Origin of the sequence: Psychrobacter arcticus 273-4 (assembly GCF_000012305.1) — a bacterium.
Taxonomy (GTDB): domain Bacteria; phylum Pseudomonadota; class Gammaproteobacteria; order Pseudomonadales; family Moraxellaceae; genus Psychrobacter; species Psychrobacter arcticus.
Genome location: NC_007204.1, coordinates 1,785,972 through 1,801,819 on the forward strand (window position 1 = coordinate 1,785,972; position 15,848 = coordinate 1,801,819).

Annotated in this window: 15 protein-coding genes; 12 read left to right on the forward strand and 3 right to left on the reverse strand. The window is 42.4% G+C overall.

The features are described 5' to 3' along the window. Nucleotides 1-28 precede the first annotated feature (28 nt). From PSYC_RS07620 to purH, 4 genes are all read left to right on the forward strand, one after another. Nucleotides 29-904, forward strand: a complete 876-nt coding sequence (locus PSYC_RS07620; protein WP_011280735.1) for a tetratricopeptide repeat protein — start codon at nt 29-31, stop codon at nt 902-904. A 116-nt stretch (nt 905-1,020) separates the two neighbouring features. Then, nucleotides 1,021-1,947 (forward strand): 50S ribosomal protein L11 methyltransferase, encoded by a 927-nt coding sequence (gene prmA, locus PSYC_RS07625; protein WP_011280736.1) that lies wholly within the window; start codon nt 1,021-1,023, stop codon nt 1,945-1,947. 398 nt (nt 1,948-2,345) lie between these two features. Then, nucleotides 2,346-2,615 (forward strand): DNA-binding transcriptional regulator Fis, encoded by a 270-nt coding sequence (fis, locus tag PSYC_RS07630; RefSeq protein ID WP_041758036.1) that lies wholly within the window; start codon nt 2,346-2,348, stop codon nt 2,613-2,615. A 197-nt stretch (nt 2,616-2,812) separates the two neighbouring features. Next, nucleotides 2,813-4,393 (forward strand): bifunctional phosphoribosylaminoimidazolecarboxamide formyltransferase/IMP cyclohydrolase, encoded by a 1,581-nt coding sequence (gene purH, locus PSYC_RS07635; RefSeq protein WP_011280738.1) that lies wholly within the window; start codon nt 2,813-2,815, stop codon nt 4,391-4,393. 193 nt (nt 4,394-4,586) lie between these two features. On the opposite strand, the gene PSYC_RS07640 is transcribed toward purH, so the two are convergent. Further along, nucleotides 4,587-6,461, reverse strand: a complete 1,875-nt coding sequence (locus tag PSYC_RS07640) for a SurA N-terminal domain-containing protein (protein WP_011280739.1) — start codon at nt 6,459-6,461, stop codon at nt 4,587-4,589. A gap of 393 nt (nt 6,462-6,854) precedes the next feature. Continuing rightward, nucleotides 6,855-7,127 carry an HU family DNA-binding protein gene (locus tag PSYC_RS07645; protein WP_011280740.1) on the reverse strand — a complete coding sequence of 91 codons (273 nt, stop codon included), beginning with the start codon at nt 7,125-7,127 and terminating at the stop codon, nt 6,855-6,857. A gap of 646 nt (nt 7,128-7,773) precedes the next feature. Here PSYC_RS07645 and PSYC_RS07650 point away from each other — a divergent pair. The 8 genes from PSYC_RS07650 to fdx all read left to right on the forward strand — a co-directional run bounded on the left by PSYC_RS07650 (nt 7,774) and on the right by fdx (nt 14,902). Further along, complete coding sequence (locus tag PSYC_RS07650; RefSeq protein ID WP_011280741.1) at nt 7,774-8,421, forward strand: hypothetical protein; 648 nt, start codon at nt 7,774-7,776, stop codon at nt 8,419-8,421. A 398-nt stretch (nt 8,422-8,819) separates the two neighbouring features. Then, entirely contained in the window at nt 8,820-9,332 is a 513-nt protein-coding gene (locus PSYC_RS07655) for an Rrf2 family transcriptional regulator (protein ID WP_011280742.1), read from the forward strand. Further along, nucleotides 9,329-10,555, forward strand: coding sequence for an IscS subfamily cysteine desulfurase (locus tag PSYC_RS07660; protein WP_011280743.1), 1,227 nt, complete (start codon nt 9,329-9,331; stop codon nt 10,553-10,555). The genes PSYC_RS07655 and PSYC_RS07660 overlap by 4 nt, the downstream gene beginning before the upstream one ends. A gap of 212 nt (nt 10,556-10,767) precedes the next feature. Further along, nucleotides 10,768-11,154, forward strand: a complete 387-nt coding sequence (iscU, locus tag PSYC_RS07665) for a Fe-S cluster assembly scaffold IscU (RefSeq protein ID WP_011280744.1) — start codon at nt 10,768-10,770, stop codon at nt 11,152-11,154. A 218-nt stretch (nt 11,155-11,372) separates the two neighbouring features. Continuing rightward, complete coding sequence (gene iscA / locus PSYC_RS07670; protein ID WP_011280745.1) at nt 11,373-11,693, forward strand: iron-sulfur cluster assembly protein IscA; 321 nt, start codon at nt 11,373-11,375, stop codon at nt 11,691-11,693. A 60-nt stretch (nt 11,694-11,753) separates the two neighbouring features. After that, a complete protein-coding gene (gene hscB / locus PSYC_RS07675) occupies nt 11,754-12,335 on the forward strand; it encodes a Fe-S protein assembly co-chaperone HscB (RefSeq protein WP_011280746.1) in 582 nt (193 codons plus the stop codon). 253 nt (nt 12,336-12,588) lie between these two features. Then, nucleotides 12,589-14,466: a Fe-S protein assembly chaperone HscA gene (hscA, locus tag PSYC_RS07680; RefSeq protein WP_011280747.1), complete on the forward strand. Its 1,878-nt coding sequence runs from the start codon at nt 12,589-12,591 to the stop codon at nt 14,464-14,466. Nucleotides 14,467-14,563: 97 nt separating this feature from the next. Continuing rightward, nucleotides 14,564-14,902 carry an ISC system 2Fe-2S type ferredoxin gene (fdx, locus tag PSYC_RS07685; RefSeq protein ID WP_011280748.1) on the forward strand — a complete coding sequence of 113 codons (339 nt, stop codon included), beginning with the start codon at nt 14,564-14,566 and terminating at the stop codon, nt 14,900-14,902. A gap of 377 nt (nt 14,903-15,279) precedes the next feature. Here fdx and PSYC_RS07690 read toward each other — a convergent pair whose 3' ends face one another. Next, nucleotides 15,280-15,711 carry an HIT domain-containing protein gene (locus PSYC_RS07690; protein WP_011280749.1) on the reverse strand — a complete coding sequence of 144 codons (432 nt, stop codon included), beginning with the start codon at nt 15,709-15,711 and terminating at the stop codon, nt 15,280-15,282. Between the last annotated feature and the right edge of the window lie 137 nt (nt 15,712-15,848).

Genomic DNA, 15,848 nt, shown 5'->3' on the forward strand with positions numbered 1-15,848 from the left:
ATTTTTAAAACTTAAAAAGGGTTTTAATATGGCGTTATCTATATTGCAAGCGTTCTTGACTCGGCAAATGACTGAGACTCAGTCTAAAAAACAGCCAAAGCATTTACATACAGCACTTTTAATCAGTGCTTGTTTTGGCATGCTAAGCTTAAGTGCTTGCCAGACTGCACCGACTGCAATAAAAGCGCCTCCTGCTCAAACCATGCCATCAAGCAGTAGTCAAAAAACCACACAACCTGCACAGCCTATAACAGTGATGCAAACCCCTAGCCCTGATCACAGTGGTTATGAAAGTATTGAGAGCACTAAAGTTGCTAAGACTGATGATAATTACCCTATTGAGCCTTATCTTCCACCTGTATCGCTAGAGTCACCAACGGAATTGGTAAAAGAAAAACCCACTGTGATTGTGGCGCCTAATCCAAGCACGAGTCAAACTCCGATAGTAACTCAGCCTGATACCGTGATCCTCACGCCTGCTCGTAAAGATGAAGTGATATATGCGCCATCCATACCACCGTCGCACAATGCACTACTAGAGCGTGCGCGGCAAAACTCGCAGCACAGTCAGAAAACCCCTACCAATAATGGCAACTTGCCTGCTTTTCGCAACCTGATACAAGTGGGTACTGAGCAATTAAAGGCAGGCAATCTAAATGGCGCTGAGAGCAGCTTTACCCGAGCTCAGCGCCTAGCACCCAAATCATCTGCAGTATATTTTTATCTTGCGCAAGTAGCCCTCAAAAAAAACCAGCCGCGTAAGGCTGAAGCAATGGGACGGCGTGGTCTTAGTGTCTCTCAAGACAGCAATCGCAGCCGTGCACTATGGCAAATTATCCTACAGTCTGGACAAGCACAAGGTAATGCACGTGTGATAAAAGAAGCCAAACAAGCATTACGCTAATAGCACTATCTTTCTGATTAACCATGACGACTGACTATATAAGCGCTAAAATAGGCTTTTATATTCGGTCGTTAATTTTTATTATCCATTTTTTATTTTGAAATAAGGTTACTTTTATGGCATGGCAACAACTGCACTTACAGTGCGAAAAAGACAATGTTGATCTCGCTGAGGCGCTATTATTAGAAGCAGGCGCTCTATCTATTGCACTTGATGACGCAGGTGACCAACCTTTATTTGAGCCACTTCCTGGTGAATCACCACTATGGGACGAGGTAATTTTAACAGGGCTCTTCGATGCCACTACAGAGGCTGGAACCAGTCATGTTATTGAGCAATTCAGTCATGAAATCGCAGCACAAGTACAAGCAAGTCGTACTTGGGTAAGTGCTGTAGATGACAAAGATTGGGAACGTGAATGGATGTCTAATTACAAGCCTATTGAGTGTGCCAATGACTTATGGATTGTGCCTAATTGGTTGACACCACCCAATCCTGAAGCGACTAATATTATTATGGATCCAGGCTTAGCATTTGGTACCGGCTACCACGCTACTACTCGCCTATGTCTTGATTGGCTGACTGAACAAGACCTTAAAGATAAAGTAGTGATAGATTATGGCTGCGGCTCAGGAATATTGGGTATTGCTGCCTTATTATTAGGGGCGCGCCATGTTTATGCGGTGGACATTGACCCTCAAGCGGTACTGGCAACCAATCAAAACGCGGCACGCAACTCGGTCGACAATCGTTTACAAGCATTTTTACCAGAAGATTTCACTATCTTTTGTCAGCAGCAGGACATACCAGCAGTAGAAGTCATGGTTGCCAATATTTTAGCCAAACCTCTAATTGGTCTAGCTCCTTATTTTGCGACCCTCATGGCATCAAAGAGCCGCATCGTGCTTGCCGGTTTAATTGAGTCACAAACTGAGCAAGTGACCGAAGCCTACCAGCCTTATTTTGCGCTTGATCCTAAACATGCCTTTACTGCACAAGAAGATCAGCATTGGCAGCGATTGTCTGGTACATTTACAGGCTAGCAACATTAAATTACATCTGTTACGATAGAGTAGTAGTTAAATGTTGTGTATTTGACGCTACTCTAAAGTTGCCTGTGGGTTATGATCTAATGCTTTTTGCGCAATATGTTATGTTTAATTTGAACAACTTGCTCAAAAACCCTGCTCATGCTCAAATCACTACAGTCGCTATCAACCCTATTTATTGACGTTAGCTGAGTGATATTCACTGATTCATCGCATCTTCTTAGAATGATAGCTGCCGACTTTGATATAATAGGCAACGATAGCCTCATGGTTTCATTTTTTAACCCCAAGGACATTATCCTATGACACCACAGGCACAGTATAATGCCAGTCATGTTAATCAAAGCACTGAAAACCCTGCTGACTATTATACAGACGATTACCATCGCTCAATCCGCGATGTAGAATCTGCTTTAGATCATACAGGTCACGCGCATGAGCCCTTACGGATACATGTTGAACGCGTGGTACGACAATATTTTGCAGTGTTAGGTGATGAGCTACCCACTGACTTATATGAGCTTATTCTAAAAGAGATAGAACAACCTCTCTTGTCTGTGGTGCTTGAAAAAACCCGCGGCAATCAAACCAAATGTGCACAGATTTTAGGTCTCAATCGCGGTACACTACGCAAAAAGCTCAAAACTTATGGTTTAATGTAGTATCGATTGGTATTTTTCATCATGGCTGTTAATTAATAATGACCTTTAGCCTTATCTATGACACGCTCCTACCCTAAGATTTCATTGTTATGGCAGTTTATAGTTTATGATCTTATCACTTACGATATGCTCTACACTGATTGTCATCATCACCATGCCAGACGTTTACGTCAGGCTTTTTTTATGGAAGTTTTTTTATGAGTAAAGCCCCACTTGCACTACTGTCAGTCTCCGATAAATCTAATATCGTTGAATTCGCCCAAGGTCTGATTCAGGCAGGGTTTGGTTTGTTATCGACTGGCGGTACTTTCCGTTTGCTAACAGAGCATAATGTCGCTGTCACCGAAGTATCAGATTACACGGGTTTTCCTGAGATGATGGATGGTCGGGTTAAAACACTTCATCCCAAGATCCACGGTGGCATTTTGGGACGCCGCGGTACAGATGATATGGTGATGAGTGAGCATGCGATTGAACGCATTGATTTGGTCGTTGTCAACCTCTATCCATTTGCAGAAACGATTGCACGTAGTGACGTTACCATGAATGATGCCATCGAAAATATCGATATTGGCGGACCTACTATGGTGCGTTCAGCGGCAAAGAATCATGCACACGTTGGTATTGTGACTGATCCAGCTGATTATACGCGAGTACTTGAAGCATTAGGCGACAGTACTGCATTGACCGCTACCCTACGTTACGACCTAGCGGTTAAAGCATTTGAGCATACTGCACAATATGACGGGATGATTGCAAACTTTTTGGGTAGCCGTGTTAATGAGAGCCAAGAGCCTGAGAGTTTTTCACGTACCTTTAACGTTCAGCTAGAAAAAGTGCAAGACCTTCGCTACGGTGAAAACCCGCATCAAAAGGCGGCGTTCTATGTTGAAAATAACTCTTCAAAAAGCAAGCAAGCATCTATTGCTACTGCTAAGCAATTGCAAGGCAAAGCCTTGTCTTATAACAATATCGCCGATACTGATGCCGCGCTTGAATGCGTTAAAGCCTTTAGCACGCCTGCTTGTGTGATTGTAAAGCATGCCAACCCTTGTGGCGTTGCTGTAGATATCGATCAAGTAGCAGCATATCGCACTGCCTTCAGTACCGATCCTGAGTCTTCTTTTGGCGGTATCATCGCTTTTAACCGCCCGTTAACCCTTGCAGCCGCTACAGCCATTATCGACAATCAGTTTGTTGAAGTCATTATTGCCCCAAGTGTCGAAGACGGTGTGTTAGAGGCGACTGCTTCGAAGAAAAACGTTCGCGTCTTGGTTTGCGGCGATTTGCCAGCACCTGAGCTACGTGACCGTCAGCTTGATTATAAGCGTGTGAATGGTGGTTTGCTGGTGCAAGAGCAAGATTTGGGCTTGATTACGGCTCACGACTTAAAAATCGTCACAGACGTGCAGCCAACCGAAGCGCAGATTGCTGATTTACTATTTAGCTGGAACGTTGCAAAATACGTTAAATCTAATGCCATCGTTTACGCTAAAGGTCAGCGTACCATCGGTGTAGGTGCAGGTCAGATGAGCCGTGTTAACTCAGCTCGTATCGCTGCTATTAAAGCGGAGCACGCTGGACTTGCAACCGAAGGCGCGGTTATGGCATCTGATGCCTTCTTCCCGTTCCGTGATGGTATCGACAATGCAGCAGAAGTGGGTATTGCTGCGATTATCCAACCAGGTGGTTCTATGCGCGATGATGAGACCATCGCTGCCGCAAATGAGCACGGTATCGCCATGGTCTTCACCGGTATGCGTCATTTCCGTCATTAAGTCTTTATCAAGCAATATCGTTATTAACAAACTCCTCTCTTAAATCAAAAAAACCACCGCCCGTTGAACGGACACATAGCACTGAACAGACCCCCATAAGTTGAACATAACTTATGGGGGTCTGTTCAGATTAGGGGCTTTTTTAATAGCAGAAAGTTAACTTAACGGTTTAGAATAAATAACGATCACGCTTTTAACGCCCTTGTGCATTTTCCATATTGGCTTTATTAATCTCAACCTTATATACCATACGCAAGTAATCCAAGTAGTCTTGCAACTGATCTTGACCTAAATTATCACGAATAATAGCCGCGGTTTGCGCTCTTTGTGCAGCAGATAATGGCGATTGCTGCTCTGTCTTGATACGGTCACCAACCAATACGGTTGCACCCATCTCTGTTTCGCTTGCCACGGCAACAACGCCTTTTTCAGGTGCTTGCTTACTAAACGCTAAGCCACGCTCTTTTTCTGTCAACTGCGTGGTCTGACGACTGATTTTACCAAGCGCTTGGAATGTCACCGACTGCTTGCTGATATCAGCTATTGTTTTGATACCAGCTGCTAGCTTTTTCGCATCTTTTAGCGCAAGTGCAGAGGCTTTCTGCTGACGCAGTAGCTGAGTAACGCTTGGTGTGGCAGCAGATAAAGACAGTGTTTTAGTAGGACGATAATTACTTGGCTGCACCCACACAGTACCGTTACCAACCTCAATACCGGCTGTGACGGCTTGGTCTTGTATCGTAAACTCATCAAATGCTTGCTTAATCACCGCTGGTTGCGCCAAAACAGATTTATTGTTCTCTTTACGGTAATCTTTAAGACGTTTTAATGCCACGTTTTCTTGCTGAGCGATATCTTCGATACTGAAACCATCTGCCGCTAAGTCATTTATCGCCGTTACTTTGTCAGCGTAAACTTCTTGACGTTTGTATTCTTTTGCTTTGGCTGTCAAGTCATCACGCATACTCTCAAGGCTTGGTATCTTGCTACCACTATCTTCAGTCACCGTAAATATCTGATAACCAAAGCTTGTTTTCACCGGTACGCTGACATCCCCTACACTCAAGCCCTCTAGCGCTTTTTCTACCGCAGCAGCGTCATTGCCAAATACCGAAGGGTTAAAGCGCCCAATATCGCCGCCTGCTTCGCCTGACGGGTCATCTGACTCTGTTTTAGCAAGCTTTGTAAATACTTCACCCTTTGCAAGACGGGCTTTGACTTTATCAGCACGTGCTTTGGCATCGCTACCAGTTAATAAGATTTGGCTGATCTTACGCTCATCGACGACGGCAAGGCTTTGCTTATAGGCTTCGTACTGCTGCTGTAAATCCTCTTTAGTGACCTCGTTTACTTGGATAGTCTGAGGACTAAGCTGCAAGTAAGCCAAATCGACCATAGCAGCGCTTTTTAGCGTGTCTTTATTGGCATCATAATAAGCTTGGATGTCGCTTTTGTTTAATTTTACTTGCGATACATAATCTTGCCAGTTAAAACGATGTAGCCAAATATTGCGCGACTCTAGCTGTAAATCAATCAGCTGACTCACTGCTTTCATCGGATATGCGGCAGTGCCAACGATACTCGCATTCAGCTGATCTAAGCTCAACTGATTGCGGAACTCTGCAAACAGCTGATTTTTTGTCATATTACGCTGACGTAAAAAGCTTGCAAACTGATCATTTGAAAACTCGCCATCCTCACCTTTAAAGATCTCTTCTTGGCGCAAAAGACGATTAATAGTGTCATCAGAGACTGTCATGCCAAGCTTGCCAGCCTGCTGCTCTAGCAAGGTACGGTCTATTAGACCTTTTAATACTTGCTCGTGTAGCACATCTTCATTCAATAAACTGGCATCATCAACTTGGTCTAAAAGCTCAGTACGGCGATTGTTTACTGCAGTCTGATACTCTGATAGGCCGATACTCGCTTCCCCTACCTGAGCGATTTGATTGGGATCAACATTACCCCCAAAGTAGCTTTCGACGCCCAATAGAGCGAGCGGCGATAGGCATAAAATCAATAAAATGCGACCCGGCCAGCTTTTTAAGAAATCGCGCAATTTATCCATAGTTATCTCTGCTTTATTAACCTATATTGATGAAAAACCATTGTAATACTATTAATAATATCAACGCTCTACAAGCTGGCAATGGTAAGAAAATGGTAAAACTAAGAAGGGGTGCATTTTATTATTGTCGCTCAAGGCAGATGACCCAGCCTTTGTTTAAACAACATATCTACCGCGCGCCCTATGATACGTGATTTTTGATGCAGACTCAAAATATTCAGGCGATATAATGCAAGCTATAGCACTAAAAAAGCACCTAATATCTAGGTGCTTTTTTGATGAGTCGCTCATAGCTGTTATGAGGTATCACCTTTTATTGCCTTACCTTCAACAAACGCAGTTTTTATTCGTGTATCACGTCATAAGCTGCGACTGTTTTAAAATAGATACGGCTTAGTTCAAACGCTCTTTCAAGTTTTTACCAGCTTTAAAGCTTGGTGCTTTACTGGCTGGGATACTTAGCTCTTCGCCAGTCTTAGGGTTACGGCCAGTACGAGCTTTACGGTCTTTTACGCTAAAAGTACCAAAACCAACCAATGAGATGCTATCGCCAGCTTCTAGAGCTTCGCCAACGCTTTCCATAACCGCATTCAATGCATCGCCAGCTTGGGTTTTGTTTAGACCACTTTTCTCAGCAATACTATCAATTAATTCTGATTTATTCATAAAATTTCCTTCAAGTTTTAGGGGGTAAAAAAACGCTCACGCCAAGCATTGTATCGCTCTCAGAGTACTTAAGCAATCAAAAGCACTTGGCTCACGCATAAACAGGTTTCGCTTTGTTATCGCCTTTATAGCAAGGCAACATAAGGAGTGCAAGCAATTTTACATATTTTTGTGCACCCTACTACGTATTTGACACCCAATGTTACCTCAACCTGCTGCAATAAGGTGACAAGGCCACTATTTTATCTTTTAGTTTATCTCTATGCTTTTATGTATTAAACCAGGCACATAGATGTTGGTCTTTATAAACGCTATAGTCGATGAAAAGTAATATCGATACAACAGGTACTACTGGTGCAAATTTTTCTTGCTTGCTGTGCCTACGCAGACAGAGGCTGCAAAAAATTTACACCAGCAATACTGTAGCGATTTTAAAGTATTTCAACTATAACTATGAACTGCCATAGTTAATGCAGTAAATAAAGGCATTATTGTCAGGTAATAATTTTGCAACTGACAGAAACCAGCGTTACTTTTTATCATAAAGGCGTTACTATAAGCGCAATGTCATTGCACACTTTGGGTCGGTTTTGATCCTTACTTATCCTCTTATATTTCATTTGAACAATAAAAACGGATTATTTACATGAAGCGTTCTACGTTGTCTCACTCTTTTCTTAATGTCATTTTGGTGTTTATCGAATCGGCGCTGACCTTATTGTTACGTTTAGATCCAGAACTCCGTAAAGCCGCTTATCCGCTTGCTAAGCAAGAAACTGTCGTTGCGCTTAGATTGTATCTGCCACACGTAGAGGTGTTCGCTACCTTTAGCACCAAAGGCGTGTTATTAGATGACAGGCTACCTATTGGGCGCAGTGAGCCTGACGTCGTCATCAACGCTTATAGCATTCAGGTCATTAATGCTATCACCACTCACGATAGCGAAACCACTGAAAAGCTGCAAATGCGCGGTGAAACGGTGCAGGTTCAGTTGGTTAAGCAATTTATCATGCAACTTGGTTTGGGTAGCTTGATTCAAGGCTTCATTAAAAAGATTAAGGGCGGTAAAAGTAAGCCTAAGCCCACCGAAGCGGAAATGGCGGATAAAAAAGAGAGATCTAAGCAGCGTATTAAAGAACAGCAAATTGAAATTACCACTTTGACCATCAAAAATCGTGAGCTTGAAACTGCCGTTAAAGAACTGCAAAGCAAGCAAAAGACTTTTATCATTACTACGACAATCGCTTCTATCATTGCTCTTGCCGCCATTATTGCCCTGTTTGTGATGAACTAAAGCTTGATAAGAAATCTAATGTATCAATAACTTTTTAAAAAAACATTTCTTAAAAATAATGTCTCTTAATAGCGTTTGATATGGCATATCGTTTATCAAGCGCTTTTTTCCGTTTTATTTCCAACCATTGTTTTTATCAATCATCGTCATTAATATCACTAACCATTCAACCACACTTTAATCTTGACTAAATTACTCGGGATTGAGTATAATTACATCATCGTTGCACACATCGGGTAAACCATCTGTTGTTTAATAACGATAAAACACACTTAGTCGATAGAAGATTTTCATTAGCAGCATAGCTACTTTACATTTGACTGTCTGCTTCTTAAGCATCTAACAGAACTAAGATCGTTGTTAAATAAACTTATCCTTAAAAAGTTTGGAGATAACACATGCGTTTGACTACTCGAGGCAGATATGCCGTTACCGCTTTACTAGATTTGGCATTGCAGACTAGCCAACAAGACAGTGCGGTGTCTTTATCCGACATTGCCAAGCGACAATCCATTTCTATCTCTTATCTTGAACAGTTATTCTCAAAACTTCGTAAGCGTGGTTTGGTGACCAGTATTCGCGGTGCAGCTGGCGGTTATTATTTGGCAAAGCCGCTTGATCAGATTGATGTGATGAGCATTATCTCTGCTGTCGATGAATCGGTTAATGCCATGCAGTGTGAAGGACGTGGCGACTGCCAAGGTGGTACAATGTGCTTGACCCATGATTTGTGGTGTGCATTATCAAATCATGTGGAGCAGTACTTGAAAAATATCACATTAGCGCAATTATTAAACATGGAGCATGTGCAGTCTGTATCAGACCGTCAGCACAGCAATTCTTCAAAAGATATCTCTATAAAAGACATTAATACTATTACTTTATCGACCAGCGAGGCAAACCCAGCATGAGCCAACATAACAACCTTATATATTTAGATTATGCCGCCACCACGCCAGTTGCTAAGTCAGTCGCTGCCAAGATGAGCGAATATCTGACAGTAGATGGCATCTTTGGTAACCCAGCATCACGCTCACACGGCTACGGCTGGCAAGCGGAAGAAGCGGTAGAAACGGCTCGTCAGCAAGTTGCTGAAGTCATCAATGCTGACCCACGCGAAATCGTCTTTACCTCTGGCGCGACAGAATCTGATAACTTAGCCATTAAAGGTGCAGCTCATTTTTATCAGTCTCGCGGTAAGCATATTATTACTAGTAAGATTGAACACAAAGCGGTATTAGATACCTGCCGTGAGCTTGAGCAAGAAGGTTTTGAGATTACTTATCTTGAGCCACAGCCAAGCACTGGTATGATTTTACCAGAGCAAGTCAAAGCTGCTTTACGTGAAGATACTATCTTGGTATCACTTATGATCGTAAATAATGAGCTTGGTACGATTACTGATGTGGCAGCCATTGGTGAAATCACGCGCGAAGCGGGTGTTATTTTCCACGTTGATGGTGCACAGTCTGTTGGTAAAATACTTATCAACCTTGCAGAGATGAAAATTGACTTGATGAGCTTTTCAGGTCATAAAGCCTATGGTCCTAAAGGTATTGGTGCCCTATTCGTCAGTCGCAAGCCACGTATTCGCCTAAAAGCGGAGCAGCATGGCGGTGGTCATGAGCGCGGCATGCGTTCAGGTACTTTGCCGACTCACCAAATCGTTGGTCTTGGCGCAGCATTTGAGTTAGCCAACAATCGCTATCAAGAAGACAATGCACATGCGGCAAAATTACGCCAAAAACTGTGGGATGGTCTACAAGATATTGAAGAGATTTATCTAAATGGCGATTTAGAAAATAGTGTACCTAATATTGTAAATATCAGCTTTAACTTTGTTGAAGGCGAATCATTGATGATGTCGCTAAAAGACTTAGCCGTATCTTCAGGCTCAGCTTGTACTTCAGCGACCCTTGAGCCATCTTATGTCCTACGTGCTATTGGTCGCCCAGACGAGTTGGCGCATAGCTCAATCCGCTTTAGCTTCGGTCGTTATACCACTGAAGAAGACATTGATACTGTCATCACCCAAATGCATCAAGCCGTTGATAAATTACGTGCGCTATCGCCACTTTGGGATATGTATCAAGAAGGTGTTGATTTAGACTCAGTAGAATGGTCTGAGCACTGATATTTACCCTAAAATTTATAATGTAAGACAATAATGGCGCAAGCGATATTTTTATTAACAACTTCTTTTCTTTAAATATAAAGATATCGCCATAGCTAATGAATCAAACAATTATACATTAAGTGTTTGACCCCAATTATCGATGAGCCAGTAACCCATTAACAACGACAGTCATTAAATGACAGCTCATCATCTAACCAGGAGAAAACCCCATGGCCTATAGTGACCAAGTTATTGATCATTACGAAAATCCACGCAACGTTGGCAATCTTGATAAAAATGCCAAAAACGTCGGCACTGGCATGGTCGGCGCACCAGCCTGTGGTGATGTCATGCGTTTACAAATCCAAGTCGATGATAACGGTATTATCGAAGATGCACGTTTTAAAACTTATGGTTGTGGTTCAGCCATTGCTTCAAGCTCGCTCGTTACTGAGTGGCTAAAAGGCAAAAGCTTGGATCAAGCTGGCGAAATTAAGAATAGTGACATTGCTGAAGAATTGGCATTACCACCAGTAAAAGTGCATTGCTCTGTCCTTGCAGAAGATGCTATCAAAGCCGCTATTAGCGACTATAAAGGTAAGCATATTCCTGCTTGAGCCTAGTCTTAATTAAAATGACCAGCTATATTAAGTAGTGTATAAGCAGTGTAATATATATTATTTAGCAACTTGTTCTCTGTATGAAAGCGCAAGCGGCTGAAAAGCGGCTAACGCCAAGGAGGTGACAATGACGCTTATGTAATTGTCACCTTTTATTTATTTCGTGATTTATTTTGAATTTTTATCCCTATTATTGATAGTCAATGGGAGTTGGCATGATTGAAATGACAGAACGCGCCGCTCAGCATGTGCGTGAGTTTTTGGACAATCGCGGTAAAGGCGAAGGCATACGAGTGGGCATTCGTACGGCAGGATGTTCAGGCTTGGCTTATGTTTTAGAGTTCGTCGATATCCCTGATGAAAACGATACCCGTTATGAAAGCCTTGGTGTCAGTATTTTTATTGACCCTAAAAGCTTGGTATATTTAGATGGTTTGTTAATGGATTATGAAAAAGAAGGTTTGAATGAAGGCTTTAAATTCAGCAATCCTAATCAAAAAGGCGAATGTGGCTGCGGTGAGTCCTTTACGGTATAACCGTTTTTATTAGGCAAGATAAAAGCCCTTAAAATAATAAATAAAATAAAGGCATACGATATGACAGACAGCACATTAGAAGCACAGTTTGATAACTTTTTTGCTCTATTTGAGCAGCCTGTACAGTTTGATATTGTGCAAGACAGTTTGGATCAGCGTTTACGTCTTTTGCAAAAACGCTATCATCCTGACAATATTGCAAAAAATGTAGCGAATCCTGAAAAAGCACAGCAGCAGTCTGAGCAAGCGTCCGCACTTATTAATCAGGGCTATCAAATACTGAGTGCACCTGATAGTCGAGCCAGCTACTTATTGGATATGGCAGATCAAGCGCAAAATTTAGAGCATTCCATCGCAGATTTGGACTTCTTAGAAGATGCTATGGAAATGCGTATGGATTTGGACGACGCTATTGGTGATAAAGACATATCAACGCTAAAGCAGCTGCATCCACAGATTACAGAACGTCTAGCAAAACAGTCAGCAAGCTTTAAAAGTGCTTATGACAATCAAGACTGGCAAACCGCTATTGATGCGACCCAAAAGCTGAAGTTTTTGGTGAAATTAAATGCTGACGTCGTGACAGCACTTGACGGTATCTCAGCGGCTACATATTTAGATGACGATGATTTGTACGTTTAATTGACGTACTTCAATCGCTTATCTCTATCCAATATTATAATATTAACTGATATTTAAAATGCGTTTCAGAAATTTTAAAAAGTGACGGTGAAAGTAGTACCAACCATCCCTTATAATCTCTAACGCTAAAAGCCTTTAGCGGCTGATTGCTATATTCGAATATTTTTGTCTATCAACTTTATGTTGTACTGACGGTAGCCTGCTTACTGTCTTTGTATCATTTCACTTATTCATTTTATCTTTGAGTTATCTTATGTCTTTAATGCAAATTGCTGAACCCAATCAAAGCACTCGACCTCACCAGCATCGTTTTGGCCTAGGCATTGACCTTGGTACGACGCGTTCATTGGTCGCCGTGGTACGCTCAGGCAAGGCGCAAGTTTTGCAAGCAAGCACAGCGACAGATACCTTGTTGCCTTCTGTGGTGTATTATCCAAGTGAAGGTAGCCCATTGGTTGGCTCGGATGCCCTCGCCCATGTCATAGATGACCCAAAAAACACCATTATTTCTGCGAAGCGATTTATGGGTCGTAGCCAAGCTGATATCAAGTTTTCACACCCTTACGAATTGAGTGGTGGCAAAGATGAGATGCCCGCTTTTGTGACTGCGCAGGGAACGGTATCTCCCGTTGAGGTATCAGCGCGTATCTTAGCAGCGCTTGAACAGCGTGCAGCTCACGCATTGCCTGATGAGAGTATTCAAGGTGCTGTCATTACGGTACCTGCCTATTTTGATGAAGCACAGCGTCAAGCCACTAAAGATGCTGCTCAAGCAGCAGGTATCAAGGTGCTTCGTCTATTAAACGAGCCTACCGCTGCGGCGGTCGCTTATGGTCTTGACCAAGCGACTGATACCGGCGTTGAAAAACATTACCTTATCTATGATTTGGGCGGTGGTACGTTTGATGTGTCTATTTTAAAGCTAAACGACGGCGTTTTTGAAGTGCTGGCGACAGGTGGCAACAGTGCGCTTGGCGGCGATGATATCGATCGCTTATTAACCAACTGGCTGATCAAACAACTGCATATCGATCCTAAAGACGTCAGCCTATACGATAAATCCATTCTTGCCCAGCAAGCCAAAGCTTATAAGCAAGCGCTGACGGATGCTGAGCAAATTGATATTGATATCATTGTGAATGAGCAATCTTTTAAGGGTATCTTACGCCGTGAAGACCTATTAGCGATTGCAGACCCAGTGAACCGCCGTACCTTGAGCGTCTGCGAGCAAGTTTTACGTGATGCTAATCTTTCGACATCTGACTTAGATGAAGTTATTTTAGTTGGTGGCTCGACCCGTATGCCTGCGGTTCAGCAAGTGGTTGCTGATTTTTTTGCAAAGCAGCCGCTTTGTCGCCTCAATCCAGATGAAGTCGTCGCTTTAGGTGCTGCGCAAACTGCGCATCAATTGGTCAATGGTGGTAGTGACAACAATCTACTGCTATTAGATGTAACGCCACTATCGCTTGGTCTTGAAACCATGGGCGGTTTGGTTGAAGTGCTTATCCCGCGCAATACGCCTATTCCAGTCAAAAAACGCCAAGTATTTACCACTTATCAAGACGGTCAAACCGGCATGGTAATTCATGTAGTACAAGGTGAACGTGAGACTGTCGATAACTGCCGCTCACTTGGACGTTTTGAGCTATATGGCATTCCGCCTATGAAAGCAGGATTTGCCCGTATTGAAGTGACTTTTAGTATTGATGCTAATGGGCAGCTGACGGTCAGTGCGCAAGAAACCACCACCAAGACTGAAAGTGAAATTGAGATTGTGCCCTCTTATGGCTTGTCTGATGAACAAAAAGAGCAGTTACTGATTGCAGGATTTAAATACGCTGAAGAAGACAAAAATGCACGCTCATTGATTGAAACCAAGGTTGAATCAGAACGTGAAATACTGGCGTTGCAATCGGCACTGAGAGATTTTGACGCCTTACTTTCAGAAGATGCTAAGCAGTCTTTGGCGCAAACCATGCAAGACTTGCAATCTGCGCTTGGTACAGATGATTTAACCCTTATTGACGCAAAAAAACTGGCGCTTAAACCGCATAGTAATGCCTTTGCTGCTCTTATTATGAATCAAAGTGTCAAAACCAGTATGGCAGGCACCAGTGCTCAAGACTGGTAGCAGAGATACTTTACCATATTGCGGACATATCACATTAAGCATATTTTTATACTTTTAGATTTTATTTTAAATGGATTAGCACCGGATAGACTACCTTATGCCAAAAATTACCGTACTACCCCATCATGAAATTTGCCCAGAAGGCATCGAAGTTGAATTAGCAGCAGGCGAAAACTTATGTAAAGCCTTGCTCGAAAAAGGTATCAAGATTGAACATGCTTGCGAGATGTCAAAAGCTTGTACCACTTGCCATGTCGTAGTGCGTAAAGGTTTTAATAGCTTGGATGAGATGGATGATATCGAAGCCGACTTATTAGATCGTGCTTGGGGGCTAGAACCTGATTCACGCTTGTCTTGTCAGGTGATGCTTGAGGATGATGATTTAGTTATTGAAATTCCTAAGTACACCTTGAACCATGCTAAAGAAAATCACTAATGATTGGTGACTTTACCTATCAATTCTGTTTGAGCTCTGTGCATTGTTAATGCTATACGTCATACTCATAAAGAAAGCCAGCTATGTCTCATAGCTGGCTTTCTTCTATTCTAATATCTGATGCTCAAGAGCCTTTCCCAAACTCTGTGTCACTGCTTATAACCCACCAACCGGAGAATAAGCAATGACCAACCAAACTGACATTTACTAAGCGATGTTAAGCTTATCAATAAGTATAGTCGGTGAAAAGTAATATCGATACAACACGTACTACTGGTGCAAATTTTTCTTGCTTGCTGTGCCTACGCAGACAGAGGCTGCAAAAAATTTACACCAGCAATACGGTAGCGACTTTAAAGTATTTCAACTATATTTGGTTACATCTGCCAATCGAATGGCATTTGATGATGACCGCGCAATGCCATCATCAAAGTCTGCTGCATTTGTGCCAACACTTCTTTGCTATAAGGCACCGCAGGGATGCCCCATACTGGATTGGGCCACTGCATATCATTCTGATAACGGACAATATGATGAAAATGCAGTTGCGGTACTTGATTGCCGAGCGCTGCCACATTCATTTTGTCGGCTTGAAAGGTCTTAGCAAGTTGGCTTGATAACCAGCTCGACTCACGCAAAAACTGCGTTTGGTCTGCCTCAGACAGTTCATACAACTCTTTGATACCTGATACACGTGGCACTAGTATCAACCATGGAAATTGGCAATCATTGATTAAACGACAGGTCGACAGTGGAAAATCGCCCACTAAAAAACTATCGGCAGCAAGTTTATGATGAAGTTGGAACATAATGACGGTTCTCTTGTTATGAAACTCAAATAAAAGAATAAGAAAGGAATAAAAATTGGGCTAAAAGTTTAAATCAAACATTTAAGGTAAAAATATAGTGTCACTATTTTATCAGTTATCCAATCGATAAAATAGCG

Coding starts and splice junctions, on each gene's coding strand:
- PSYC_RS07620 (WP_011280735.1), top strand. CDS start 29: ATGGCGTTATCTATATTGCAAGCGTTCTTGACTCGGCAAATGACTGAG.
- prmA (WP_011280736.1), top strand. CDS start 1,021: ATGGCATGGCAACAACTGCACTTACAGTGCGAAAAAGACAATGTTGAT.
- purH (WP_011280738.1), top strand. CDS start 2,813: ATGAGTAAAGCCCCACTTGCACTACTGTCAGTCTCCGATAAATCTAAT.
- PSYC_RS07640 (WP_011280739.1), bottom strand. CDS start 6,461: ATGGATAAATTGCGCGATTTCTTAAAAAGCTGGCCGGGTCGCATTTTA.
- PSYC_RS07645 (WP_011280740.1), bottom strand. CDS start 7,127: ATGAATAAATCAGAATTAATTGATAGTATTGCTGAGAAAAGTGGTCTA.
- PSYC_RS07650 (WP_011280741.1), top strand. CDS start 7,774: ATGAAGCGTTCTACGTTGTCTCACTCTTTTCTTAATGTCATTTTGGTG.
- PSYC_RS07655 (WP_011280742.1), top strand. CDS start 8,820: ATGCGTTTGACTACTCGAGGCAGATATGCCGTTACCGCTTTACTAGAT.
- PSYC_RS07660 (WP_011280743.1), top strand. CDS start 9,329: ATGAGCCAACATAACAACCTTATATATTTAGATTATGCCGCCACCACG.
- iscU (WP_011280744.1), top strand. CDS start 10,768: ATGGCCTATAGTGACCAAGTTATTGATCATTACGAAAATCCACGCAAC.
- iscA (WP_011280745.1), top strand. CDS start 11,373: ATGATTGAAATGACAGAACGCGCCGCTCAGCATGTGCGTGAGTTTTTG.
- hscB (WP_011280746.1), top strand. CDS start 11,754: ATGACAGACAGCACATTAGAAGCACAGTTTGATAACTTTTTTGCTCTA.
- hscA (WP_011280747.1), top strand. CDS start 12,589: ATGTCTTTAATGCAAATTGCTGAACCCAATCAAAGCACTCGACCTCAC.
- fdx (WP_011280748.1), top strand. CDS start 14,564: ATGCCAAAAATTACCGTACTACCCCATCATGAAATTTGCCCAGAAGGC.
- PSYC_RS07690 (WP_011280749.1), bottom strand. CDS start 15,711: ATGTTCCAACTTCATCATAAACTTGCTGCCGATAGTTTTTTAGTGGGC.